Source organism: Herbiconiux sp., from assembly GCF_023264855.1.
GTDB lineage: Bacteria > Actinomycetota > Actinomycetes > Actinomycetales > Microbacteriaceae > Herbiconiux.
In genome coordinates this window covers 40993-64631 of record NZ_JAHFUW010000006.1, presented here as the reverse complement: position 1 = coordinate 64631, position 23639 = coordinate 40993, and the positions used below count along the sequence as shown (strand labels likewise).

Genomic DNA, 23639 nt, shown 5'->3' with positions numbered 1-23639 from the left:
CTCAGCGCGGCTCAGCGGCGGGCGGCGGATCGCCGGGCTGCGGGGCGGATGCGGCGGATCCAGACCCCGGCTGCTCCGACGAGGAGCGCGACGAGCGCCCAGGGCGCGAGCACTCCGAGCGGCTCCGGTCCGGTGGCCGCCAGCTGCGGCGAACCGTCGGCCGCCGGCACCGGCACCGGAGAGGGCGTGGGCGACGGAGCGGGCAGCGCGGCCAGGAACGCGGCCGCGTCGATCAGGCCGCTTCCGGCCGAGTCGGTGGCGGAGATGAGCGGCGACGCGCTCTGCACCGGGCGGGCCGTGCCCAGCAAGGCCGACCGCAGCTCATCCGGAGTCGCCGAGGGCGCGTACTGCTTGCCGAGCGCGATCACGGCCGCCGCCGAGGGAGCCGCCGCGGACGTGCCGAAGAACGCCCAGACGCCCTCCCGCACGGGATGCTTGCTGCTGAAGAAGTCGGTGTGGATGCCGTCGACACTCGCGACATCCGGTTTCGCCACGGTCACCGGGGCGGGGAAGGGCTGCGGATCGGGCGAGACCGCCGGGTCGTAGTCGAAGAAGAGCCGCACCGGTCCGGGTGAGCTGAACGTCTCGACGGCCGCCGTGTCGGAGGCCGGAACCGCGGCGACCGAGATCACCGACGGCAGCCCGGTGTGGCCCGTGATCGACGCGCCCACGCGGTCGTGAGCGGTGGTGCCGAAGTACTCCGCCACCAGGATGTCGTCGTGGAAGGCCCAGATCCACTTCAGGGCCGGGGTGATCGCCGCCGAAGGTCCCGCGGTGAGGTCGCGGACGATCGAGAACTCGTAGACGCCGTCGACCTCGGGGCGGTAGCCGCCGGCCGTGACCGGCATCGGGGGGTTGCCACGGTCGAGCACCGAGACCGTCCCGTCGGGGGCCGTGGCAACCAGGGTGAACGTGCCCTTCGCCGCGTTGTACGGCTCCGCCCACTGCAGCGCCCAGGTGACGGGGTCGTCGGTGGCGCCGAGGCCGAGGTGCGCGCTCGGGTCGGCGACGCCCGATCCGCCGTCGGACACCGGACGGGCGAAGTCCATGCAGTCGTAGACGCCGTCGCCGAGGGCCGCGAGCACCGGGGCGGGGCAGTCGGTGGGGCGGTACGCATCCGTGTCCCAGCCGTTGAGCGAGTACCCGGCGCTGAGGTGGCCCTCCTGGCCGATGTTGTTGTAGTTGCCGGCGCTGGAGAGGTAGGTGACGCCCTGGGCCACCGCGCGCTCGATCGCCACGCCGACCGGCCCCTGCTGGAACCACGGTTCGGTGAACGAGTAGATGTCGTCGACGATCACGGTGGCTCCGGCGGCGGCGAGCGCCGTGATGTTCTGCGAGAACGCGAGGTCGTCGACGCCGTCGGTCGAGATGAGCAGCGTCGCGCCCGGAGCGATGCTGTGCACGACCTGCGCCATCGCGCGGGCCTCGTCGGATCCGCCGGGCCGCTGGGCGAGCACGCTCACCGGGGTCTCGTGACCGCAGGGGTTGCCCGGGCCGGGCAGCAGGCCCGCCGCCACGTCCTGCTCGGGCGTGGTGGGCGAATCCGCGCTGGTGGAGAAGGAGTCGGAGATGATGCCGATCGTCACGCCGCTGCCGTCGACGCCGTGCAGCGCCCCGGCGAGGTCGGCGCGCAGCGGGGCGAGGGCGTTGGCCTCGACCGTGCGGCAGGAGGGACCGGCGGAGACCGACGGCAGGCCGCTCGCGACACCGGCCGAGCCGGAGGTCCCGGATGCCAGCGCCTCGGTCACCGAGGAGACACCGGGCAGCGCCGCCACCTCGGAGAGCCGGCCCGGTGCGATGTACGCGGTGGCGCGCCGGAACTCGCTCGAGCTCGCGACGACCTCGCCGAGCGCGGCCAGGGCGGCGAAATCGGATGCTCCGGGCTGGGTCGCATAGAACACCGAGACGGCCACGCGCCCCTCGTCGAGCTGGAGGCTGCCGACGCCCTCCCCCGCCAGCCCGAGCTGCTCGGACACCGCCTGCGAGCCGGCGTCGAGCGTCTCGGGCGCCGCCGCGAGCTCATCCAGGCGGTCGGAGAGCCCGCCGGCCTCGGCGGCGACACCGGGCTCCGGCTCGTCCGCATGGGCCACCGCCGGCGTTCCCACGATCAGCAGCGCTGCCAGCGCCATCCCGAACACACCGGCAAACGTCTTGCGCATCGTCCGTGAACCCCACCCGTTGATCCCCAAGCGCGGCGACGGATCCGGCCGCGTGCCTCCACCCTATCGATCGTGGAACGGCCATCCGGTCCCGGGCTTCGGCCGGATGCGACGGCAGCGCACGACGGCAACGCTATTCAGCCGCCGATGGCCCGGATGAGCACGGCAGCCGCCAGCACGAGCACGGCGACTCCCACCACGAGGTCGGTCCAGGTGGCCACCGCCTCCTGCGCGTTCTTGCCGCGTTTGGCGACGTGCATCAGCCCCGCGAGGAGCAGGAAGACGCCGCCCGCCGCGCCCGCCGGAAGCGCCCAGCCCGGCACGAGCGCGAGCAGGCCGGCGAGCCCCATCCCGATGTTGGCGGTGCCGAGCTCGCGGGTGAGCTGCTTCTCCTGCACGGTCGGGGCGGACGAGCCGAGGATCGCGCTGGTGGGGCCCTTGCCCGACACCTGGGCGAGACCGGCCGAGAGCAGGCGCGTGCCGACGCCCCAGAACACCCACCACGTGCCGAAGACCAGCACCGGATCGCCGCCCGCGGTGGCGAGCTCGATCACGCCCGACACGATCGGCAGCACCACCGTCTGCGCGATCACCACGATGAAATAGCCCACGAATCCCCCGATCCTCTCGCGTCTCGCCTCGCCTCGTCACGGCGGCTGCACCACGATGCTAGCGCCCACGCGCCGGCACGACTCAGAACACGCTGCGCATCACTCCTCCGTCGATCCGCAGGGCCGCACCGTTGATCGCCGCGGCGAGCGGACTGCTGACGTACGCCACCAGCCCGCCCACCTCCTCCGGCCGGATCAGACGACCGATGAGCGAGGTCCCCCGCGCGGCGCCCGGCCCCATGAAAAGAGCCTCGGCCTCCTCGAACGGCACGCCCGGATAGAGCTCGCCGATGAACGACACCGCCCCATCGGTCTTCGTGGGACCGACCACGATCGCGTTCGAGGTCACCCCCGTGCCTTTCGTGTGCTCGGCGACCCCCCGCGCGACGCCGAGCAGCATGGTCTTCGACGCGCTGTAGTGCACCATCTCGGCCGAGGGCATCACGGCCGCCTCGCTGGCCACGAAGATCATCCGCCCGGAGTCCGTCGCCCGCATCCCGGGCAGGTAGTGCCGGGCCAGGCGCACCCCGCTCATCACGTTCACCTCGAACATCTCCTGCCAGGCGTCGTCGGTGATGTCGAGGAAGTCGACCGCGCCGTAGATGCCGAGGTTGTTGACGAGGATGTCGACCGCCGGATACGCCTCCACCGTGACGGCGGCACCCTCGGCTGTGCCGTTGTCGGCCACCAGCCCCTCGAACCGCGCCGAGGGGATGCGCGCCGAGAGCTCGGCGACCGCGGCGTCGACCGATTGCGGCGAGCGGCCGTTCACGATCACATGGGCGCCTTCGGCCGCCAGCGCGGCCGCGATCTCCTTGCCGATGCCCGCGGTCGACGCGGTGACCAGGGCGAGACGCCCTGCCAGCTGCAGGTCCATCGTTCAGTGCCCGGCGCCGGCGGCCGGCGCGTGGTCGTGCGGATCGCCCTTGAACGACCACACCCTCTTGTACGAACCGTAGGTGAGGTCTTCGAGCAGCGAGGGGCCGAGCGGATTCCAGCCGAGCTCCTCCCGCGCCTTGGTGGAGTCGACCCGGCTGTTGCTGGAGAGCGCGACCTCCACCCAGCGCTGCCCGAAGGCGTCGAACGCCTCCTGCGCCGAGCACGACTCCGCCGCCCCCAGACCGATCAGGGTCGCCACAGCTCCCGCGATGTCGGCCATCGCAGCCTCGCCCGAGCCGATGTTGTACACCGAGCCCGCCGGCGCCTTCTCCAGCGCCAGCGCATAGACCTCGGCGAGGTCGGGCAGGTAGACGTTCGACCACCGGTTCAGTCCGTCGCCCACGTAGACGCTCCGGTTCGAGATGATCGCCCGGCGGATCAGCAGGGGCAGCTGCTCGCTGGCCCCGTCGCCGTAGATCATCGAGGGCCGGATGACCACGGTGCGGATGTTCCGCTCGGCCGCCGCCTGCACAGCCGCATCCGAGGCGTAGCGGGTGGCGACCACCTCCGCCGGAATATGTGGAGTCTCCTCGGTGAACACGGCATCGGATGCGGCGCCGTGCGCGAGGTCGGTGTACACGCCCGTCCCGCTGGTGCGCACGTACGTCTTGCCCGAGCCGTCGAGGCCGCGCAGGAAGGCGGCGGTCGACTCGGCGTGGTCGGCGGTGGCGGTGTCGACGATCACGTCGAACTCCCCCGCCAGACGCTCGAGAAGGGGCGCGTCGTCGAGGTCGCCCTGCACGGGGGTGATGCCGCGCGCGTCCAGTGCGCGCAGCCCGGCCCTCGAGCGGGACAGGCCGCTGACGGCGTAGCCGCCGATCTGCAGGCGCTGACTGACGGCCTGGCCGATGTAGCCGACCGCTCCGGTCACGAGCACGCGGGTCTTGGTCATTGTGGGGGTTCCTATCTGATGGTCGGAAGGGGAGTCTGATGGTGCAGGCGCGTCGGGGATGTCACCGAACGCGGAGCAGGTGCGCGACCGGCGGAGAGCTCAGACACTGCGCGAACCCTGCCAGCAACGCCTCGACGGCCGTGGATCGGTCGTGCGCCGCGACGGCCTCGTCGTCGGCGAAGGCTTCGTAGAGCGCGAACGACCAGGCGCCGTCGAGGTCGTCGTGGAGTTCCCACTGGAGCGTTCCCGGCTCCTCGGCGCTGGACCGGCGCGTGGCCTCGAGAAGGGTGAGCAATTCGTCTCGCCGGTCGTCATGCACCGCCAGGAAGACCATTTTGGCGATCGTCGCCGACCGCGGCGGCGGGGTGGCAGCCACTCTCACACCTCGCTCGGGATCAGGCTGTACTTGGTCTCGAGATACTCGTGGATGCCCTCGGCGCCGCCCTCACGACCGAGCCCGGACTGCTTGACGCCGCCGAACGGCGCGGCCGCGTTGGAGATGACGCCGGCGTTGATGCCCATCATCCCGGTGTCGATCAGGTCGATCATCCGTCGGGCGCGCTGGAGGTCCTGGGTGTAGACGTACGCGGCGAGCCCGTATTCCGAGGCGTTGGCCAAGGCGATCGCCTCGGCCTCGCTCGCGAACGGGACGATCGACACCACGGGCCCGAAGATCTCCTCGGCGACGATGCGCGACCCGGGGTCGACGCCCGTGAGCACCGAGGGCTGGTAGAAGCTGCCAGGTCCCTCGATCGCGGCGCCCCCGGCGAGCAGCCGGGCACCGCGGCCGAGCGCATCCTGCACCAGGGAGTCGGCTTTCGCCACGGCCGCGTCGTCGATCAGCGGACCGATCACCACACCGGGCTCGGTGCCGCGCCCGACGGCGAAGCCCCGCACGCGGGCGGCCAGCGTCTGGGCGAACTCCTCGGCGATCGACTCGTGCACGAAGAAGCGGTTCGCCGCCGTGCAGGCCTGTCCGGTGTTGCGGAATTTCGCGGCGAGCGCCCCCTCCACGGCGGCGGCGAGGTCGGCGTCCTCGAACACGACGAACGGCGCGTTCCCGCCGAGCTCCATCGAGGTGCGCAGCACGGAGTCCGCGGCCTGGCGCAGCAGAGCGCGCCCGACGTCGGTGGAGCCGGTGAAACTGAGCTTGCGCAGCCGCGGGTCGGCGATGATCGGCGCGCAGACGGCACCCGAGCGGCTGGTGGTGATCACAGTGACGACGCCGGCGGGCAGCCCGGCCTGCTCGAGCAGCCGCACCAGATAGAGAGTGGTCAGGGGTGTCAGCGCGGCCGGCTTGATCACCACCGTGCAGCCGGCGGCCAGTGCGGGCGCGATCTTGCGGGTCGCCATGGCGAGCGGGAAGTTCCACGGGGTGACCAGCAGGCACGGTCCGACGGGGCGGTGCGTCACCACCATCGTGCCGGTGCCCTCGGGCACGGGTGTGTAGCGCCCGTTCACCCGCACCGCCTCTTCGGCGAACCAGCGGATGAACTCGGCGCCGTAGCGGATCTCGCCGTGCGACTCGGCGAGCGGCTTGCCCATCTCGAGCGTCATCAGCAGGGCGAGCCGGTCGGCGTGCTCGTGCACCAGGCCGTACCAGCGCTGCAGCAGGTCGCTCCGCGTGCGCGGTGCCGTGCGGCCCCAGGCCGCCTGCGCGGCATCCGCGGCGTCGAGGGCGCGCATCCCGTCGGCCGGGTCCGCATCCGCCACGGAGCAGAGCACCTCCCCGGTCGACGGATCGACCACGTCGAAGCGCGCTCCGCCCGAGGCGGTCTGCCACTCGCCGCCGATGAAGAGGTCGCTCGGGATCGCGTCGATCAGCTGTCGTTCGTGGTCGTTCATGCGTGTGCTCCTGTGAGACCGGACACCGTGCGGATGGCCGAGGGCTCCGCGAGTGCCTGATGGGACTGGACGGGTTCGGTGGCGACGAGTGCTCGCACCGGGAGCTGGGGCGGCCTGGTGGTGGAGTGCGCGACGGCGAGCGAACCCCAGGTGGCTCCGATCGCGATCGCCTCGTCGAGCGGATGCACCGGGTCGGTGGGGTGGTCGAGGGCGCTGAGTACTCCGGCGAGCGCGGAGTCGCCCGCTCCCGTGGTGTTGACCACGGGGACCGCGAGGGCGGGTGCCCAGCTGACCGCATCGGCGCGCACGCCGAGCAGACCGTCCTCGCCGAGGCTGACGACGACCGTAAGCGGGCTGCCGTGGCGCCGGATCACGGCCCGGGCGGCCTCCACGACGTCACCGAAGGTGCGCAAGGTGTCGTGCGCGATGCCCTGCAGTTCGCTGAGGTTGGGCTTGATCACATCGACCAGCGGATGCCGGGCGTAGCGGGAGAGCGCGGTGCCGCTCATGTCGATGGCGATGCGGGCGCCGAGCGCGTGGGCGGACTCGAACAGCGGGCCGAGGTCGACGTGGCCACCCGTCTCGGTGGCGCGGGGAAGAGTCCCGCCGACGACGAGCCGATCCGCCCCGATCCACTCGATCATCGCCAGGGTGCGGTCGACGGTGCGGGCCCACTCCGCGCGGTCGAGCGAGGGTGGCTCCTCGTTGAGGTTCGTGGTGTGTCCGTCGACCGTGGCGATGATGGCGTTCTGCCGCACCGGCCGGCTCACGGGCACCACTTCGACCACGCCGTCGGCCACGTCGGGCCACCATCCGCGGTGCGGCGGAGCGCCGTCGACCGCGCCGAGCGGCACGACCGCCTTCACGTGCGGGGAGACCAGCGAGAGGCCGTAGGCGATGTTGAGGCCTTTGCCCGCCAGGTAGGAGTTCTGGTAGCTGACCCGGTTGACCACCCCCGGAACGATCCCGTCGCCGGAGTAGACCCGGTCGATCGCCGGCGAGGGGGTGAGCGTCACCACTCGGGGAGCGGTGCGTGCGCCTGTGGGGGCGTGCGGCCGGCTCGCCATGATCAACCCGCCCGGGTCGGTAGACCGACCAGCAGCGAGGCCACCACGCGCACCGCGACCTGCTCGGGCGAGAGGCCGTACTTCTCCAGCAGGAACCCGTTCGGCCCCGACTCCGACCAGGAGTCGGCGAGCCCCAGCCGGGTCACCGGCAGAGCGAGCCCGTGCGTGGTGAGCGTCTCGGCCACCAGGCCGCCGAGGCCGCCGATCACCGAGTGCTCCTCGACCGTGATGACCTGGCTGCAGCCCTCCAGGGCATCGAGCAGCGAGCACTCGTCGAGCGGCTTGATGGTGGGAACGTGCACCACCCGCACGTCGACGCCGTCGGCCTCGAGCAGTGCGGCCGCCTGCATCACCCGGCTGGACTGCACCCCGGTCGAGACCAGCGCGATCGGGCCGCCGGGGCGCAGCTGCACCACCCGGCCGAGCTCGAACTCGTAGTCCTCGGGCAGCACGGGAGCCACGGCGTCGCGGGCGAGCCGCACGTAGACGGGCCCGTCGTGCTCGCAGGCCCAGCGCACCACGGCGGCGGCCTCGACCTCGTCGGCCGGTGCGATCACGGTGAGGTTCGGCATCGCCCGCATGATGGCGAGGTCTTCGATGTCCTGATGCGTCTTGCCGCTGCTGCCGTTGAGCAGGCCGCTGTACGCGCCGGCCAGCCGCACCGGCGCGCCCGTCTGCGACACCAGCATCCGGATCGGGTCGAGCGCGCGATGGGTGAGGAACACCCCGAACGTCGACAGCCACGGTCGGTAGCCGAGCGTGGAGAGGCCGAAGGCGATCCCCACCATGTTCTGCTCGGCGATGCCCACCTCGACGAAACGGTCGGGATAGGCCGCCGCGAACAGATCGGCCTTGGTGGAGTTGGCCAGGTCGCCGTCGACCACCATCACCGTCTCGTCGGTGCGGGCGACCTCGACGAGGGTCTCGCCCCAGACATCGCGCTGCGCTTTCATGACCGGTCTCCTTCTGTCAGTAGTGCGGCTTCCGCCACGGGTTCCGGCTCGGTCAGCAGCTCGGCTCGCGCCAGGGCGAGCTGCGCGTCGTCGGCCACGCCGTTGTGCCACTTGTAGGTGCCCCGGGTGAAGGAGATGCCGTGTCCCTTCTCGGTGCGGGCCACGATCACCGAGGGGCCGAGACCGGCGGATGCCGCCTCCCGCACCCGGTCGAACGCGCCGAAGATCTCCTCGAAGGAGTGGCCGTCGATCTCGATCACGTTCCAGCCGTGACCGCGGAAGATCATCGGCAGGTCGGCGTGACCCCACGGCTCGCTGCGATCGAACCGGTCGCGACCGGCCTCGGCCGCCCAGCCGTACTGCTGGAGTCCGTTGAGGTCGACGATGGCCGTGAGGTTGCTCAGCCCGAAACGTTTGGCGGAGTTCACGGCCTCCCACACCATGCCCTCCTGCAGCTCGCCGTCGCCGAGCACCACCCAGGTGTGGAAGGGCTGCTGCCGGGCCCGGGCACCGAGTGCGATGCCCACCCCTGCCGACAGCCCCTGGCCGAGCGACCCGCTCGACACGTCGACCCCGGGCGTCAGCCGCATGTCGGGATGCCCCTGCAGCCGTGAGTCGCCGTGATCGAAGCTCGAGAGCTCGTCCACCGGGAAGTAGCCCCGCAGCGCCAGCACCGAGTAGAGGCCGATGGCCGAGTGGCCCTTCGAGAGCACGAAGCGGTCGCGATCCGGGTCGTCCGGCCGGGCGGGGTCGATGGAGAGCTCGGAGAAGTACAGCGCCACGAGCAGGTCGGTCATGGAGAGGGGGCCGCCGATGTGGCCGGCCTTGCTCTGCGCGACGGTGTTGAGCACATGCCAGCGCACGAGTCGAGCGAGCCGCTCCAACTCACCCAGCGGTGGTCGTTCGCTTCGTTCGGTCATGTTCTCGCTCCTACGATCGGATTGGAATGGCTCTAAATTACCATATTTCGGACGTTGTGTCCGCTTTTTGTCAATTGGCGGGGATGAAGCGGTGTCGGCGCAGCTGCAGCAGGTGATCGCGCAGGCTTTCGTGCGAATCGATGGCGTCGCCGAAGCCGGCGATGCGGATCTTCACGGTGCTCTGCACCATGTCGTAGCCGGTGTCGAGCCAGCCCTGAACGAACGGCCAGCGCACGAAGTCGTCGAGTTCGGTGATGCGCAGGCCGTCGCGCTCGGCAAGACGCCGCCAGCGGGCCGATTGACCGCGCATCTGCCCGGCCAGGTCGAGCGGTTGCGGCTCCCCCACCGGAAGGTCGAAGAATTCGGCGATGTCGGTCCAGAGGTGCTTCCAGCGGAAGGTGTCGCCGTTGGTCACGTTGAAGACCTCGTCGCGCGCGGTCTCGGCGTCCAGCGCCCATCCCACGGCCCGCGCGAGAATGCGCGCGTCGGTGGCCTGGTGCAGCGCACCCCAGCCGGCCAGCGAGCCGGGGTAGCGCAGGGGCACGCCCTCCTCTTTGCTGAGGGTCGCGAACGCCGCGATCCCGGTGAGGATGTTCATCGGCGAACCGATGCTGTGCCCGAAGATCCCGTCGGGGCGCAGCACGGTCCAGCTCCAGCCGAACCGGGCTGCGGCGCCCTGCACCAGATCCTCCTGCGGGTTGTACAGGATGGGGCCGAGCAGTCGCGGATCCGACTCCTTGGCGGGCGTGCGATACGGCCCGAGGTGCTCGCCGTAGGATTTGTCGCCGCCGATCAGCACGAAGCGCTCGGGAGCGGCCCCGTCGCGCTCCAGGGCGTGCAGGAGCCCGGCGAGCATCCGTTCGTTGAGTTCGGTCGTCTCGGCGAACCCGGCTCGCTCGGCGTAACCGGCGTAGACCACCGCGGTGATGCCGGAGAGCGATTCCGGCGGGAGGGAGTCCGGATCGAGCAGGTCGGCCTGCAGGTGCGAGCGGATGGCGGCCGGGTCACCCGGTGCCGGCTCGACAGGCCGGCGCCCCAGGGTGGTGACCGGCCGCCCCATCGACGACAGGTGCGCCGCCGCCGCCCCTCCGGCCACGCCGTGCGCCCCCACCACGAGAACGCTCACGACGCCATCCCCAGCCGGCGGCGGATGCCGAGCAGCGCCCGCGGCGAAGCGTGCACCTGCTCGGCTCGCACGAGGGTGACGCCGGGAACCTTCTCGAGGGTGGTCGACACCAGGCCCGCGTAGGTGACCGCCATGGCGGGGCAGCTCTCGCAGGCCCCCCAGAAGGTGACCTCCACCACGCCCTGCTCGTCGTCGACCTGCACGTCCATGTCGCCGGCGTGCCCGCGCAGGCGTGGCCGGATGAACTCGAGCGCCTGCTCGAGAGCGGCGCGGTCGACGGTCATGACCGCTCGCCTCCGCGGTACTGCTCGGGGATCTCGTAGCCGAGGGCGTTCGCGAAGTTCAGGCCGAAGATCTTCTCCTTGATCTCGCGCGTGAGTTCGGGGTAGCCGTACTTGTCCTGGAGCTCGTCGGGCATCTCGAGGTTCGCCCACATCGTGATGTAGGCCTGCACGTCGGGCCAGATGAAGCCCTCCGATCCGTAGGCGAGCCGGTCGGGGCCGACCATCAGCAGGGCCTGGCCGATCCGGTGCAGCATCGGGTACGGCTGCAGGAAGTACTGGTTGAACCACAGCGGCAGCATCAGGTGGATGTTGGGGAAGCGCCCGGCGATCGAGATCGTCTCGTCGACGTACGGGTCGCCCATGTGGTGGATGCCGAAGTTCAGGTCGGGGAAGTCGTAGGCGGCCATCTGCAGGTCGTTCGGCTTGAACGCCTCGACGGGGTGCATGCCGAGCGGGTAGCCCTTGTGGAACTGCACCATCTTGATGCCGAGCTCGAGCGCCTTCTCGTAGAGCGGATAGGCGAGCTCGGGGTCGTCCGCCCGCCAGTGGTGGTCGCGATCCTGGTAGCCGTAGAACTTGAAGCTCCTGGCGCCCCACTCGACGACCTGGCGCTCCATCTCGTCGAGCGCGAACTCGAGGCCCTGCCAGCTCGGGTCGACGCCGCCGCAGAAGATCAGCCGCTCCGGATCGCGCTGGGTGAGGTCGTAGCAGAGCTGGGCGGGACCGAGCGAGTCCTTCCACGGGCCGAACAGCGGCACGGTCTGCACCATGGCGATGTCGGTGTCCGAGCGCTCGAACAGCTGTGCCCTTGCCCAGTCGGGGTCGACCGGGTCGTAGAAGTCGGGCTTGTCGGCCGGCCCGCCCTTGCTGGCCATCAGCTTGTTGAACTCCTGCTGATTGGTGCGGTGGGCGACGACGTTCTTGCCGTCGGTTCCGGGCGCGATCTGGCGGTCGGTGAAGTCCTGCGTGTGCACGACGCAGTCGAAGATGAACATCCCGTCTTTCATGGGGAAGGATCCTTTCGGGAGGCAGCTGGTGGGCGGTGGCTGATCGGTGTGCGGCGGGGCGTCTAGTCGACGAAATCGCCGTTGGGCTGACCGTTCCAGGCCGTGACCCCACCGTCAATGGGCAGGATGACGCCCGTGATGAAGGAGGCGGCCGGCGAGGCGAGGAAGACGACGGCGCCGGCCACCTCATCCGGTTCGGCGATCCGCCCGAGGGGGATGAAGCGGTGGAAGGCCTGTTCGAGCCCGGGCAGGGCGTCGAGGTTGCCCTGCAGCAACGGGGTGCGCACCGGCCCCGGAGCGATCGCGTTCACGCGCACGCCCTTCTTGCCGTAGTCGACGGCGAGGCTGCGGGTGAGGTTCACGATCGCCCCTTTCGCGGCGTTGTAGGCGGCGTAGTTGAAGTCGGCGCCGGTGCCCGACACCGAGGCGGTGTTGACGATCGATCCACCGTTCGCGATCAACAGGGGCAGTGCCGCCCGCGCGAGGTAGAACGCGCCGTCGAGGTCGACCGACATCACCCGCCGCCAGGTGGCGTCGCTGGTGTCGGTCGCGGAGCCCACCGGGGCGACGCCCGCGTTGTTGACCAGCAGGTCGAGCCGCCCTTCGGTCGCGGCGATGCCGTCGGCGAAGGCCCCGGCCGACTCCGGGTCGGCCACGTCGAGGGCGACGGCCCGGAACCGCGAGCGGACGCCTTCGGGCAGCCTCTCGGCGAACCTCCGGCCGGCCGCCTCGTCGATGTCGCCGCCCACCACTACGGCTCCGCAGTCGAGGAACGCCTGCGCGATGGCCGCACCGATCCCGGATGCGGCGCCGCTGACCGCGACGACCCGGCCCTCGAACAGGGCAGGGTCCCAGACCCGCGCGCTCATGCGCGCCGCCGGAATCGTGCGCGCAGCTGGCCGATCAGCTTGCCGTCGCTCAGCACGGCGAGGATGATCACGGCGCCGATCACCACGGGCTGCAGGTAGGGCGAGACGTTCAGGAGCGTGAGGCCGTTGTTCAGCACACCGATGATCAGCAGGCCGATGAAGGTGCCGCGCATCGAGCCGACACCGCCGGCGAGGCTAGCCCCGCCGATCACGACGGCCGCGATCACACTCAGCAGATCGCTCGAGTTGCCCGCCGAGGGCTGGGCGGCGTTCAGCCGCGCACCCACGACCAGACCCGCCACGGCCGCCAGCAGGCCGGCGATCGCATAGACCCGCAACTGCATGGCCTTCACCCGGATGCCCGAGAGCCTGGCCACCTCGTCGTTGCTGCCGATCGCGTAGAGCGAGCGGCCGGCCGGCCGGTACTTCAGCCACAGTCCGCCGATCACGAACACGCCGATCATCAGGAAGACCTGCAGCGAGATGCCCGCCAGCCTCACGTGCGAGAGCCCCTGGAACCAGTCGGGAAGGCCGAGGATGGGGGTTCCGTTGGTGAGGTAGAGCGAGAGGCCGGTTGCGGCGAACATCGTCGACAGGGTCGCGATGAACGGCTGCACGTTGCCGAAGGCGATCAGCACCCCGTTGACCAGACCCACCCCCGCACCCACCGCGAGCCCGGCGATGATGCACAGCCAGAACGGCCAGCCGAGGTTCTGGTAGAGCACGGCCACCACCATGAAGCTGAAGCCCAGCACGGCGGCGACCGAGAGGTCGATCCCGCCCAGGATGATCACGAGGGTCGCCCCGGCGGCCATGATCCCGATGTAGGAGACCTGCACCAGGATGTTGACCAGGTTGTTGGGAGTGAAGAACACCGGCGAGAGCAGCGACATCACCACGACCAGCAGCACCAGGCCCACCAGCGGCCCCGAGATCGACCGGAGGGCCTGCCGGAACCGGCCGGCCGATGCCGCCGGCCCGGGCGGAGCGCTCGCCGGGGGTGGCGGCGGTGTCGGCGCCGCCTGGGCTGCCGGTGCGGTGTTCACGGGGCTGGTCACGATGTCTCCTTCGGTCGTGCGGGTGGTGCGGGTCGTCGGGTCGGGTTCGGGCGCCGCCGTCATGACGGCACCGAGAGCTGCATGATGCGCTCAGGCGTCGCCTGCTCGCGGTCGAGCAGATCGCGCGGCCGCCCGCCGGCCACCACCATCACCCGGTGCGAGAGCAGCAGCACCTCCTCGAGCTCCGAGGAGACGACGATCACGGCGACTCCCTGACGCGAGAGCCCGCGGATGATCTCGTAGATCGCCTCCTTGGCGCCCACGTCGACGCCGCGGGTGGGCTCGTCGAGGATGAGCACGGTCGGCTTCTGCACGAGCCATTTGCCGAGCAGCACCTTCTGCTGGTTGCCGCCGGAGAGCAGGCCGACGGGCTTGTCGAGGTCGCCGCGGATGTCGAGCTCCTCGGCCATCCGCTTCTTCAGCTTGGTGAGGAACCGCCGGGTGACGAAGCCCTTCGCCAGACGCGACTCCCACGGCGTGGCGATGTTCTCGGCGCTGGAGCGGTTGAGGTTGAGGCCCTGGGTCTTGCGGTCTTCGGGCACCATGACGATGCCGGCGGCGATCGCGTCGCTCATCGAGCGGATGCGCACCCGCCGCCCGCGCACCTCCACCTCGCCGGAGCGGAACGGATCGGCGCCCGCGAGGGCGCGCACGATCTCGGTGCGGCCGGCTCCCACGAGCCCGGAGAGCCCCAGGATCTCGCCCTCGTGCAGGTCGAACGAGACGTGCTCGAAGCGGTCGGAGCACAGATCGGTGACCCGCGCCACCACCTCGCTCCCGTGCGGTTCGGGCTCGATCGCGCGACGCTCGATGGAGCGCCCGACCATGGCCCGGATCATCCCGTCGCGATCGATCTCGGCGGCCGGCCGATCGCCCACCTTGGCTCCGTCGCGCAGGCACACCACGCGGTCGGAGATGGCGGAGACCTCGTCGAGGCGGTGGCTGATGTAGACCACGCCGGTGCCGCGGTCGCGCAGCAGACCGATCTGTTCGAGCACCCGCTCGGTCTCCTCCTGGCCGAGCGAGGCGGAGGGTTCGTCGAAGATCACGAACGAGGGCTCGCGCAGGATGGCGCGGGCGATCTCGATCTCCTGCTGGGTCGCCGTTGAGAGGCCGCCGACGAGCATCCGCGGGTCCAGGTGCACCCCGAGCTGAGCCAGCACGCCGGATGCGCTCTCGTACATGCCCGCGTAGTCGACGCGGCCCCGGCGGGTGGGCACCCGGCCGAGGAACATGTTCTCGGCCACCGACAGCTCGGGGATCATCTTGATCTCCTGGTGGATGATGGCGACGCCCGAGGTGAGGGCCTCGAGCGGACCCGACGGCGCGTAGGGCCGGCCGTCGATGGTCATCGATCCGCCATCCGGCTGCTTGATGCCCGCGATGATCGAGCTGAGCGTCGACTTGCCGGCGCCGTTCTCGCCGATCAGGCCCACCACCGTGCCGGATTCCAGGGTGAAGTCGACCCCGCGCAGCACGGTCGCCTCGCCGTAGCGCTTGATCAGGCCGGTGGCCACCAGGGTGGTGGCGATCTCGTCGGTCATCTGTCTGCTCCTCGGCGGCCGGCTCCGCGAGGGGAGCCGGCCGCGATCGTGGGGATGGGGGTGGGTCAGCCCTGGCTGCCGTAGTACTTGGCGGCACGGGCCTCGTCGAGGTTGTCCTTCGTGACGAGCACGGAATCCTGGATCTGCGTCTTCGGGATGTCGGCGGCATCGCCGTTCATCGCCTGGATGGCGTTCTTCACCGCGAGGCGGCCCATGTTGTAGGGCTGCTGGCTCATCGTCGAGGTCATCGTGCCGTCCTCGATCGCGGTGTAGGCGGCCGGGAATCCGTCGATGCTGACCACCGGGATCTGCGGTGCGCCCGCGGTCTGGATGGCGCTCGCGACACCCAGCGCCATGTCGTCGTTCTGGGCGAAGACGCCCTGCAGGCCCGGGTTCGCCGTGAGCACGTTGGTGAACACGCTCACCGCCTTGTTCTGATCCCAGTCGGCGCTGGTGGTCGACACGACGTCCAGCCCCGGGTTCGCGGTGAGCACGTCGCCGCAACCCTCGGTGCGCTGCATCTGGGTGGAGGAGGCGGGGATGCCCTCGACAATGGCGATCTGGCCCTTCCCGCCGAGCAGCTCGTTCAGGTAGTCGCAGGTCTGCTTGGCCATCTCGACGCTGTCGCTGCCGATGTAGGTGACGTAGTCGTCGCTGACCGGCACCTGGTCGACCCCGATGACCGGGATGCCGGCCGCGCTCGCCTGGTCCAGCGACGCACCGCCGGAGGAGGCGTCGAGCTGGATGAAGATGATCGAGCCGACGCCCTGACTCACCAGGTTCTGCACTTGGTTCACCTGGGTGGAGCTGTTGCCCTGGGCGTTCAGAACGGTGAGCTTGTAGCCCTGCTCCTCGGCCTCGTCCTCCATGCCCTCCTGGGCGGCGGAGTAGAACTGGTTCACGAACGACATCGAGACACCGATGGTCTTCGAATCGCTGCCGCCGGTGCTGCCGCCGCTCGGGGCGTCGGCGTTGTCCACGGAACAGCCGGAGAGCACGAGGGCGGCGGCGCCCACGACGGCCGCCACGGCCAGGGTGCGAGTGCGGGTTCGGGTGCTGTTGACGATTTTCATGTGACTCATTACCTCCTTTGGTAAGGGTCCCGCCGTGATGGCGGGCAAGGGCGTCTCCTCGGGTACGGGAGACGGGGATCAGAGCAGGGTGAAGCCTCCGTCGACGACGAGGTTCACCCCGGTGCAGTACGACGAGGCCTCCGAGAGCAGGAAGATCGCAGGCCCCACGAGCTCGGCGGGCTCGGCGAAGCGGCCGAGCGGGATCTCGTGCGACACGCTCTCGCGGATCGAGGCCACCTCGTCGCGCAGGTTCATGGGAGTGAGGGTGAAGCCGGGCGAGAGCGCGTTCACGCGGATGCCGTCGGCGGCCCACTCGGTCGCCAGCGAACGGGTGAGGTGCGCGACCGCCGCCTTCGAGCTGTTGTAGTGCGCCTGCAGCATCTGCCGATGCGACACGATGCCGCTGATGGAGGCGAGGTTGACGATCGACCCGCCGCCGCGAGCGGCCATCGCCCGCGCCTCGGCCTGGCAGCTGCGGAACACGCCGGTGACGTTGATGCGGTACATCGCCTCGAACTCCTCGACCGTCATGTCCCGCGCCGGCACGGCCCGGGCGATCCCGGCGGAGTTGACGGCGACCTCGAGCGGGCCGAGGGTGCGCTGGGCCTCGTCGACGGCATCCGAGATCTGATCGGTCGAGACGTCGGCGGCGACGGCCAGCGCGCGCCCGCCCTCCTGCTCGATGGCCGCGACGGTGCCGGCGACGCGCTCGGCGGTGAGGTCGACCGCGGCGACGGCCGCTCCCGCCCTCGCCAGTCCGATCGCGATCGCCCGGCCGATTCCGGACCCGGCCCCCGTCACCAGGGCCACGCTGCCGTCGAGGCGGAACTGGTTCTTCATGCGCGCTCCTTTGCGGCTTCGGATTCGAGGTGACGACGCACGTTCGGGCATCTGATCGCTTCGTGATGATGACTACAGAGGAGATTCAACTCCTCTCAAGCGGGTTTGTCTAGTTAAAACTGGACACTCTGTTCGAAAAGTTGGATTCAGCGTAAGGAGGACGCGAAAATCCCTTCCGGCCTGTAGTTCGATTCTGGGTAGAGTCGTGTCCAGAAAGCAGGAGGAACTGTGTCTTCAACTGAGGCCGTCGGCGACGCCACGGGGATGAGCGCCGTCAGCAAGGCGATGCGGGTTCTCACCGCCCTCGCCGAGACCGGAGAACTCACGGCCGCCGAGCTGGCCGGCACCCTCGACGAGCCGATCACGACCGTGTACCGGATGCTCGGCAACCTCGAGGCGATCGGCTGGATCGAACGCGAGTCCAAGCGCGGCGGATCGGTGCGGCTCGGGATCGACCTGGTGGCGGTGGGTCAGGCGGTCGAGGAATCGCTCGACTCGCGGCAGAGCGCCCTCGCGGCGCTCACGCGCATCAACGACGCCACCCACGAGACGAGCTATCTCTGCGTGCGCGACGGCAATCGCGCCGCCTGCATCGAACGCATCGACGGCCGCTACACCCGCACCGAGGAGCTGCCGATCGGCGGCTCGCTCCCCCTGCACCAGGGCGCCGGGCCGCGCGCGATCCTGGCGTTCGAGTCGCCGGCCTTCCAGGAGCGCTACCTCGGGGCGCTCGCCTCGGCGCAGCTCAATCCCATGAACCACGCCGATCTGGCCCGCCTGACCGCCGAGCTGCGACGCACCAGGGAGACCGGCATCGCGGTGTCCGACGGCGATGTCACCCCCGGCATCTACAGCGTGGCCGCACCCGTGTTCAGCCACCGCGACGAGGTGATCGGCTCGATCACCCTCAGCAGCCTGCGCGCCGGCAACGACGACCGGTTCGGCGAATACGACGACCTCGTGCGACTCGAGGCGAGAACCGTCTCGACCCAGCTCGGACACCGGGAGTGATGATGGCCGCCAGTGAGGGAACCAGCCGGGTGCTCGGGCACTGCCGCAACGCCGTCGAGACGCTCGCCGCCCGGGGGCCGATGACGCCCGCCGAGGTCGCCAAGTCGATCGGCGTGCCGCGCCCCAGCGCCTACCGGCTCGCGAGCGCGCTCGTGCACGCCGGGCTCGCCGTGCAGGATGCGGACGGCTCGGTCTCGCTCAGCACGACATGGCTCGCCCTCGGCGACAGCGCCCTCGCGAGCGCCGCCTCCTGGTTCACGCGCGACGACGTGCTGCGCGACCTGCGCGACGACACCCGGCTCACCGTGTTCCTGTGCGTGCCGCGGCCCGACCGCACGGTCTGCGTGCGCCGGCTGCACGGCCGCAGCGTGCAGGTGCTCATCCTGAAGCCGGGTGGCAGCCTTCCGCTCAACATCGGTGGTGTGGGCCGCATCACCCTCGCCTACGGGCCGCAGTCGCTCGAGGACTACCTCGCCCGGTCGGCTCCGGAGGCCGTCACGTCGTACAGCATCACCCGACCCGACGAGCTGCGGGCCGACGTGGCCCTGAGCCGTGAGCGCGGCTACTGCTTGTCCGACAACGACTCGACGGTCGGTGTGGCGGCCATCGCCGTGCCGGTGTTCGCGCCGTCGGGCGAGTTCCTCGCCGCCCTCTCAGTCGCGGGCCGGCGCGAAGAGGTGCTCGACGACGAGACACTGCTCGCCCAGAGACTGCACGCCGCCGCGACCACGATCGCCGCGGACGGCGGCTGATACCGGCGGGCGGTCAGAGCGCCGCGGGCACGCCTTCGAGCTGCCGGGTCACCTCGGGGATCACCGCGTCGGCGATGTACTGCACCCTGGCTGAGCCCGACTCGACGGTCTCGCCCGGGAACTGGGCCCAGAAGTGGAAGTCGCGCACCTGCGGGTAGCGCGTGGCCAGTCCGACCAGCTCGTCGACCGCCTTCGGGCCGTCCCAGAGCTGATAGATGCCGAAGTCGAGCAGGTCGTCGGGCGCCTCGAAGTGGTCGGGCACGCCCGATCCCTCGAACGATCCCCACTCGATGTACTTGTTCACCTGGTAGAGCACCTTCTCGCCGATGCGGCTCCACTCGCGCTCGGGATCCTCGGCCACCACCACCCACTGGCTGGCGTAGATGTCGCCGTCCTCGACCGGCTTGCCGTTCGCCACCAGGGCGTCGAGGTAGGTGTCGAAGGACGCGTTGGAGAGCGTGATGACGCCGTCTCCGAGACGGGCGGCCCGCTCGATGCCCTTCGGCGCGACCGCACCGATCGGCATCCGGGGCACCTTCTCGGCCATCGGGGTGACCCGTACCGGCGGCATCGACAGGCGGGTGCCCTGGTAGCCGGCGTCGCTGCCGCTCCAGGCGGTGCGGATGATGGCGATCGCGTCTTCGAGCAGGCTCGGGCGCTGCTTGCGCACCCGCCCGAAGGCCTCGAACTCGCGCTCGTTGTAGCCCAGGCCCACGCCGAGGTCGAAGCGTCCGTCGGTCAGCAGCGACAGGGCGTTGGAGTCCTCGGCGAGCCGGATCGGGTTGTGCAGGGCCGCGACCACGATGTTCGTCGCGATGCGCATCGTGGTGGTGCGGGCGCCGACCGCGGCGGCCACGATCAGCGGCGAGCTGGCGTAGTCGTCCGGGGCGAAGTGGTGCTCGCTGAGCCACACCGAGCCGTAGCCGAGCTGCTCGGCCCAGACGATCTGGTCGAGCGTGTCACGGTAGAGCGCGCCGGCCGGCTGGGCCCACTGCGGGGGGTTGCGGAAGTCGTACCAGAGGCCGAAAGAGGGTGCAGACATCGTCGTCCTTCACTCGAGTGGGTGCCCGCTCGACACGTCGAGCGGGCACCGGGGGTTATCTGCGGGTGAACCCCTCGAAGGGGCGCATGTAGGTCGAACCGAAACCGTCGAGGATCTCCTTCGCCTCGGCGTCGGGGCTGCCGAACACCACGAACCCCGTGACGTCGACTCCCTCCAGGAAGCCCTCGGCGAACTGCGAGAACACCGTCGTCACGTGGCTGACCACAGCCCGGGAGTCGCGGTAGCTCTCGAAGATGTGCACGAGGGTCTCGTCCTCGTTCACGCTGTAGTCGTAGGCGATCGAGCCTTCCTCCGCCTTGGTCGCCGCCACCAGCGGCTCGACCACCTTGGTGAAGTCCTCGAACTTGCCCGGCTTGACCGCGCAGGTCACCAGCCAGTAGATCTCGTCGCGTTGGGTCATGATGGTCCTCCTGCAATCGTGTCCGTCGTGGTGGCCGCCGAGGCCTTCTCGGCGATCTCGGCGAGGGTGACCCCGTTCGAGAGCCAGTGCTCCGGCGGGATCTCGCGAACGAGCACACGCACCTGCAGCTGCGGCTCGCCGAGCGAGCGCAGCACCGCCTCGTGCACGTCGGCGAGGAGTGTCCTCACCTGCTGCGGGTCACGGCCCGCCGCAAGGGAGATCTCGATGATCGGCATTGTTCCTCCTGCTGGGTGGACCGTCAGGGGTGGACGATGATCTTGACGTTCTCGTCCTTGTTCTCGATCAGCTGCCGGATGCCGAGCTCGCCGACATCCTCGGCCGCGATGCGCCCGGTGATGAACTGCTCGACCGTGAGCTTGCCCGACTGCAGCAGCTCGATCACGTCGGCGTGGTCGTCCTTGTAGGCACTGGTGCCCTTCAGGGTGATCTCGCGCATCACGAGGCCGAACATGTCGATCTCGGCCTTCTTGCTCCAGATCGACACGTTGACGACGGTGCCGCCGCTGCGGGTTGCGTCGATCGCCGCCTGCAGGGCGGGTGACGCGCCCACCGCTTCGAACGCGACGTTGACGCCGTAGCCCCCGGTGGCCTCCTGGAGGATCGACACGACGTCGTCGACCGAGGGATCGAGCACGCGCACGACCCCGGCCGCCTTCGCCTTCTCCTTGCGCACCGACGACAGCTCGACGCTGTACACGTCGTCGATGCCGAGGGCCTTGAGGATCGAGATGATGAACAGCCCGATCGGTCCGGCGCCGAACACGGCGACGCTGTCACCGGGCTTCGCGCCGGAACGGCGGATGGCGTGGTGGGCCACCGAGAGCGGTTCCACCAGGGCGCCGACCTCGGTCGAGATCTCGCCGAGGTCGAAGACGCGATTCGCGCCCACCACGACGTACTCCGCGAAGCCGCCGCCCCAGCCGGAGAGGCCGTAGTACCCCATCTTCACGCAGAGGTTGTACGGCCCGTTGACGCAGTACTCGCACTCACCGCAGGTGATGTACGGCTCGACGGCCACGCGGTCGCCGGGTTTGACGTGCGTGACCCCCTCGCCGACCTCCGCCACGACGCCGGCCATCTCGTGGCCGAGCACCACCGGCACCGTCTCGCCGGTCAGCGGGTGCGGATGCCCCGGGGCCGGACAGAAGGTGGGACCGTCTTCGTACTCGTGCAGGTCGGTGCCGCAGATGCCGGTCCACTCGACCTTGATCTTCACCGTGCCGGGGCGAACCTCGGGCTCGGCGATCTCTTCGACCCGGAGGTCGCGCTGTCCGTAGTAGAGAGAAGCCTTCATCAGACCAGCACCATCCCGCCGTCGATCATCACGATTTGTCCTGTCATGTAGTCGGAGTCGCTCGACGCCAGATAGAGCGCCGTGCCGTTCACGTCTTCCGCCCGCCCGGCCCGGCCGGCGAGGATGTCGCCCGAGAACTCGGCGAACGCCTGCCCCGGCTTCTCGGTGTCGCCGAGCTCCATGATGTCGAGGTCGAGCTTCTGCCACAGAGGCGTGTCGACCACGCCGGGCGCGAAGGCGTTGACCGTGATCTTGTGCTCGGCGAGCGCGCGGGCCCCGGCCTGGGTGAGCGCCGTGACGGCGAACTTGCTCGCGCAGTAGGAGGCGAAGTTGGGGTAGCCCTGGCGGCCGGCGATCGAGGAGGTCAGGATCAGCTTGCCGCCGGTGCCCTGGGCGATCATCTGCTTCGCGGCCTCCTGCTGGCAGATCAGAGTTCCCAGGCCGTTCACGTCGAGGGTCAGGCGCCAGTTCTCCTCGGTGGTCTCGAGGAAGTGCATCGGCTTGATCATCCCGGCGATCGCGAACAGCACGTCGAGGCCGCCGTAGGCGTCGACGGATGCGGCGACCGCCGCGGCCACGTCGGCACGCACGGTCACGTTGCCGGCTGAGACGACCGCTTCGCCGCCCTGCGAGACGATCTCGTCGCGCACCACCTCGGCCGCCTCGCCGTTCAGGTCGAACAGGGTCAGCCGGGCGCCTTCGGCGGCCAGGGCGCGGGCGATCGATCTACCCATACCGCTGCCGGCTCCGGTCACCAGGATGCGGGTGCCGCTCACGCGTCCACTCATGGGGATACCTCCTCGTATCGAAATCGTGCGTCCGAACCTCGCGGGGCCGGACCGTCGCTGTCGATGATGTCGCCGCGGTACGGACCCGGAGGATCGCTGTCGAAGAATTGCACGGGAGGCACCTCGATCGGCGCCGGGTGTTCACGAATTGAACACCCGTGACTGCGCGCGCCGGGCGCGGTAGCCTGGTGCCACACGCAAAGACGCGCTCCATCCGACCCGGAGATGACGTGACGGACGACAAGGCCGACTCCAGCAGCTGGGAGAAGTTCGTCGAGTCGCGCTCGATCGACGGGGTGCGACTGCCGATCGCCGCGTCGTGGACCAGGTCGACGTCCGCGCCTACCTCCTCCGCACGACTGGAGGCGAGGCGGGAGTTCGACCCCGACGACATGCTCGCCCGGGCCACCCGTCAGGTGGTGCGCGGCTATCAGGATGCCCTGTCCGGCACCACGACCTGGGTTTCGGTGGCCGACGCCCGCGGCGTGGTGATCTACGAGTGGTCCTCCACGGTCTCGCTCCGTGACCGCTTGACCGCCATGGCGGTCTCCAGCGGTGTGGTGCTCGACGAGAGCACCGTCGGCACGAACGGAGTGGGCCTCGCTCTCGCCACCCGGGCTCCGGCCGTCGTGCGCGGCAGTGAGCATTTCAACTCGAACTGGCACAGCCTGGTGTGCGCGGCCGCCCCGATACCGCATCCGATCACCAACGAACCGCTCGGGGCGGTGAACATCACCTGTCTCGCCGGCGACGAGAACCAGCACCTCAAGATCACCCTCGAGCTCATGGTCGCCGGGATCCGTTCGGTGCTGACAGCGGGACTGCGCAGCCACCGCCGGCGGCCCCTCCCGCACCACGAGGGGGGCTGGTCGAGCGTGTTCGGCGCCGAGCCGAACGCGCCGGGCGGGGGAAGGCGGATGCGCACCGACGTCGGACCTCTCGGGCCGATCGAACAGGCCGAGTACGACGTCATCCGCAGCGTGCTGCGCGACGTCGAGGGCAACAAGTCGGAAGCGGCGGAGAGATTGCGCATCTCCCGCGGCACGCTCTACGAGCGCCTGCGCCGGTACGGCATCACCGACAGCTGACGCGCTCCGGCCCGGCACTCACCGTGCCGGAGTGG

At 70.1% G+C, this 23639-nt stretch carries 25 protein-coding genes; 3 read left to right on the top strand and 22 right to left on the bottom strand.

What is annotated here, in order from left to right:
• Positions 1-11: 11 nt before the first annotated feature.
• From Q0D75_RS04130 to Q0D75_RS04050, 17 genes are all read right to left on the bottom strand, one after another.
• Positions 12-2159, bottom strand: a complete 2148-nt coding sequence (locus Q0D75_RS04130; RefSeq protein ID WP_291049724.1) for a S8 family serine peptidase — start codon at positions 2157-2159, stop codon at positions 12-14.
• A gap of 137 nt (positions 2160-2296) precedes the next feature.
• Positions 2297-2770 (bottom strand): hypothetical protein, encoded by a 474-nt coding sequence (locus Q0D75_RS04125; protein ID WP_291049722.1) that lies wholly within the window; start codon positions 2768-2770, stop codon positions 2297-2299.
• A gap of 82 nt (positions 2771-2852) precedes the next feature.
• Complete coding sequence (locus Q0D75_RS04120) at positions 2853-3647, bottom strand: SDR family oxidoreductase (protein ID WP_291049720.1); 795 nt, start codon at positions 3645-3647, stop codon at positions 2853-2855.
• 3 nt (positions 3648-3650) lie between these two features.
• A complete protein-coding gene (locus tag Q0D75_RS04115; RefSeq protein ID WP_291049718.1) occupies positions 3651-4601 on the bottom strand; it encodes an NAD-dependent epimerase/dehydratase family protein in 951 nt (316 codons plus the stop codon).
• Between the two features lie 61 nt (positions 4602-4662).
• On the bottom strand, positions 4663-4977 hold the full coding sequence (locus Q0D75_RS04110; RefSeq protein WP_291049716.1) for an antibiotic biosynthesis monooxygenase: 315 nt from the start codon (positions 4975-4977) through the stop codon (positions 4663-4665).
• Positions 4978-4979: 2 nt separating this feature from the next.
• Positions 4980-6446 carry an NAD-dependent succinate-semialdehyde dehydrogenase gene (locus Q0D75_RS04105; RefSeq protein WP_291049713.1) on the bottom strand — a complete coding sequence of 489 codons (1467 nt, stop codon included), beginning with the start codon at positions 6444-6446 and terminating at the stop codon, positions 4980-4982.
• Positions 6443-7465 (bottom strand): PfkB family carbohydrate kinase, encoded by a 1023-nt coding sequence (locus Q0D75_RS04100; protein WP_291049711.1) that lies wholly within the window; start codon positions 7463-7465, stop codon positions 6443-6445. The genes Q0D75_RS04105 and Q0D75_RS04100 overlap by 4 nt, the downstream gene beginning before the upstream one ends.
• A gap of 50 nt (positions 7466-7515) precedes the next feature.
• Positions 7516-8466 (bottom strand): transketolase C-terminal domain-containing protein, encoded by a 951-nt coding sequence (locus Q0D75_RS04095; RefSeq protein WP_291049707.1) that lies wholly within the window; start codon positions 8464-8466, stop codon positions 7516-7518.
• Positions 8463-9386, bottom strand: a complete 924-nt coding sequence (locus tag Q0D75_RS04090; RefSeq protein WP_291049704.1) for a transketolase — start codon at positions 9384-9386, stop codon at positions 8463-8465. Before Q0D75_RS04090 ends, Q0D75_RS04095 begins: the two co-directional genes overlap by 4 nt.
• A gap of 70 nt (positions 9387-9456) precedes the next feature.
• Entirely contained in the window at positions 9457-10512 is a 1056-nt protein-coding gene (locus Q0D75_RS04085; RefSeq protein WP_291049702.1) for an SDR family oxidoreductase, read from the bottom strand.
• Entirely contained in the window at positions 10509-10796 is a 288-nt protein-coding gene (locus tag Q0D75_RS04080) for a NifU family protein (RefSeq protein WP_291049699.1), read from the bottom strand. Before Q0D75_RS04080 ends, Q0D75_RS04085 begins: the two co-directional genes overlap by 4 nt.
• Entirely contained in the window at positions 10793-11803 is a 1011-nt protein-coding gene (locus Q0D75_RS04075; protein ID WP_291049697.1) for an amidohydrolase family protein, read from the bottom strand. Before Q0D75_RS04075 ends, Q0D75_RS04080 begins: the two co-directional genes overlap by 4 nt.
• 62 nt (positions 11804-11865) lie before the next feature.
• Positions 11866-12672 (bottom strand): SDR family oxidoreductase, encoded by an 807-nt coding sequence (locus Q0D75_RS04070; protein WP_291049695.1) that lies wholly within the window; start codon positions 12670-12672, stop codon positions 11866-11868.
• On the bottom strand, positions 12669-13730 hold the full coding sequence (locus Q0D75_RS04065; RefSeq protein WP_291049694.1) for an ABC transporter permease: 1062 nt from the start codon (positions 13728-13730) through the stop codon (positions 12669-12671). The genes Q0D75_RS04070 and Q0D75_RS04065 overlap by 4 nt, the downstream gene beginning before the upstream one ends.
• A 59-nt stretch (positions 13731-13789) precedes the next feature.
• Complete coding sequence (locus tag Q0D75_RS04060) at positions 13790-15274, bottom strand: sugar ABC transporter ATP-binding protein (protein ID WP_291049692.1); 1485 nt, start codon at positions 15272-15274, stop codon at positions 13790-13792.
• Positions 15275-15339: 65 nt separating this feature from the next.
• The gene (locus tag Q0D75_RS04055; protein ID WP_291049689.1) at positions 15340-16347 is read right to left on the bottom strand and encodes a sugar ABC transporter substrate-binding protein; all 1008 of its coding nucleotides are present in this window, start codon (positions 16345-16347) and stop codon (positions 15340-15342) included.
• A 78-nt stretch (positions 16348-16425) separates the two neighbouring features.
• Positions 16426-17187, bottom strand: a complete 762-nt coding sequence (locus tag Q0D75_RS04050; protein WP_291049687.1) for an SDR family oxidoreductase — start codon at positions 17185-17187, stop codon at positions 16426-16428.
• A 228-nt stretch (positions 17188-17415) separates the two neighbouring features.
• Between Q0D75_RS04050 and Q0D75_RS04045 the strand changes: the two genes are divergently transcribed.
• A complete protein-coding gene (locus tag Q0D75_RS04045; RefSeq protein ID WP_291049684.1) occupies positions 17416-18198 on the top strand; it encodes an IclR family transcriptional regulator in 783 nt (260 codons plus the stop codon).
• Positions 18199-18200: 2 nt separating this feature from the next.
• Positions 18201-18950: an IclR family transcriptional regulator gene (locus Q0D75_RS04040; protein WP_291049682.1), complete on the top strand. Its 750-nt coding sequence runs from the start codon at positions 18201-18203 to the stop codon at positions 18948-18950.
• A gap of 13 nt (positions 18951-18963) precedes the next feature.
• On the opposite strand, the gene Q0D75_RS04035 is transcribed toward Q0D75_RS04040, so the two are convergent.
• From Q0D75_RS04035 to Q0D75_RS04015, 5 genes are read right to left on the bottom strand one after another with little or no spacing between them, the layout of a single operon-like run.
• On the bottom strand, positions 18964-19992 hold the full coding sequence (locus Q0D75_RS04035; protein ID WP_291049680.1) for an LLM class flavin-dependent oxidoreductase: 1029 nt from the start codon (positions 19990-19992) through the stop codon (positions 18964-18966).
• 55 nt (positions 19993-20047) lie between these two features.
• Positions 20048-20413, bottom strand: coding sequence for an antibiotic biosynthesis monooxygenase (locus Q0D75_RS04030; RefSeq protein WP_291049678.1), 366 nt, complete (start codon positions 20411-20413; stop codon positions 20048-20050).
• Positions 20410-20649, bottom strand: coding sequence for a tautomerase family protein (locus Q0D75_RS04025; RefSeq protein ID WP_291049675.1), 240 nt, complete (start codon positions 20647-20649; stop codon positions 20410-20412). Before Q0D75_RS04025 ends, Q0D75_RS04030 begins: the two co-directional genes overlap by 4 nt.
• 23 nt (positions 20650-20672) lie before the next feature.
• Complete coding sequence (locus tag Q0D75_RS04020) at positions 20673-21728, bottom strand: 2,3-butanediol dehydrogenase (RefSeq protein WP_291049673.1); 1056 nt, start codon at positions 21726-21728, stop codon at positions 20673-20675.
• Entirely contained in the window at positions 21728-22516 is a 789-nt protein-coding gene (locus Q0D75_RS04015) for an SDR family oxidoreductase (RefSeq protein WP_291049671.1), read from the bottom strand. The genes Q0D75_RS04020 and Q0D75_RS04015 overlap by 1 nt, the downstream gene beginning before the upstream one ends.
• Positions 22517-22746: 230 nt before the next feature.
• Between Q0D75_RS04015 and Q0D75_RS04010 the strand changes: the two genes are divergently transcribed.
• The gene (locus Q0D75_RS04010; protein ID WP_291049669.1) at positions 22747-23604 is read left to right on the top strand and encodes a helix-turn-helix domain-containing protein; all 858 of its coding nucleotides are present in this window, start codon (positions 22747-22749) and stop codon (positions 23602-23604) included.
• Positions 23605-23639: the final 35 nt, after the last annotated feature.

Bases quoted from the DNA above. Each gene is read 5' to 3' on its own strand.
- Q0D75_RS04130 (WP_291049724.1), bottom strand. From the start codon at position 2,159: ATGCGCAAGACGTTTGCCGGTGTGTTCGGGATGGCGCTGGCAGCGCTG.
- Q0D75_RS04120 (WP_291049720.1), bottom strand. From the start codon at position 3,647: ATGGACCTGCAGCTGGCAGGGCGTCTCGCCCTGGTCACCGCGTCGACC.
- Q0D75_RS04115 (WP_291049718.1), bottom strand. From the start codon at position 4,601: ATGACCAAGACCCGCGTGCTCGTGACCGGAGCGGTCGGCTACATCGGC.
- Q0D75_RS04105 (WP_291049713.1), bottom strand. From the start codon at position 6,446: ATGAACGACCACGAACGACAGCTGATCGACGCGATCCCGAGCGACCTC.
- Q0D75_RS04095 (WP_291049707.1), bottom strand. From the start codon at position 8,466: ATGAAAGCGCAGCGCGATGTCTGGGGCGAGACCCTCGTCGAGGTCGCC.
- Q0D75_RS04090 (WP_291049704.1), bottom strand. From the start codon at position 9,386: ATGACCGAACGAAGCGAACGACCACCGCTGGGTGAGTTGGAGCGGCTC.
- Q0D75_RS04080 (WP_291049699.1), bottom strand. From the start codon at position 10,796: ATGACCGTCGACCGCGCCGCTCTCGAGCAGGCGCTCGAGTTCATCCGG.
- Q0D75_RS04075 (WP_291049697.1), bottom strand. From the start codon at position 11,803: ATGAAAGACGGGATGTTCATCTTCGACTGCGTCGTGCACACGCAGGAC.
- Q0D75_RS04070 (WP_291049695.1), bottom strand. From the start codon at position 12,672: ATGAGCGCGCGGGTCTGGGACCCTGCCCTGTTCGAGGGCCGGGTCGTC.
- Q0D75_RS04060 (WP_291049692.1), bottom strand. From the start codon at position 15,274: ATGACCGACGAGATCGCCACCACCCTGGTGGCCACCGGCCTGATCAAG.
- Q0D75_RS04055 (WP_291049689.1), bottom strand. From the start codon at position 16,347: ATGAAAATCGTCAACAGCACCCGAACCCGCACTCGCACCCTGGCCGTG.
- Q0D75_RS04050 (WP_291049687.1), bottom strand. From the start codon at position 17,187: ATGAAGAACCAGTTCCGCCTCGACGGCAGCGTGGCCCTGGTGACGGGG.
- Q0D75_RS04040 (WP_291049682.1), top strand. From the start codon at position 18,201: ATGGCCGCCAGTGAGGGAACCAGCCGGGTGCTCGGGCACTGCCGCAAC.
- Q0D75_RS04035 (WP_291049680.1), bottom strand. From the start codon at position 19,992: ATGTCTGCACCCTCTTTCGGCCTCTGGTACGACTTCCGCAACCCCCCG.
- Q0D75_RS04030 (WP_291049678.1), bottom strand. From the start codon at position 20,413: ATGACCCAACGCGACGAGATCTACTGGCTGGTGACCTGCGCGGTCAAG.
- Q0D75_RS04025 (WP_291049675.1), bottom strand. From the start codon at position 20,649: ATGCCGATCATCGAGATCTCCCTTGCGGCGGGCCGTGACCCGCAGCAG.
- Q0D75_RS04020 (WP_291049673.1), bottom strand. From the start codon at position 21,728: ATGAAGGCTTCTCTCTACTACGGACAGCGCGACCTCCGGGTCGAAGAG.
- Q0D75_RS04015 (WP_291049671.1), bottom strand. From the start codon at position 22,516: ATGAGTGGACGCGTGAGCGGCACCCGCATCCTGGTGACCGGAGCCGGC.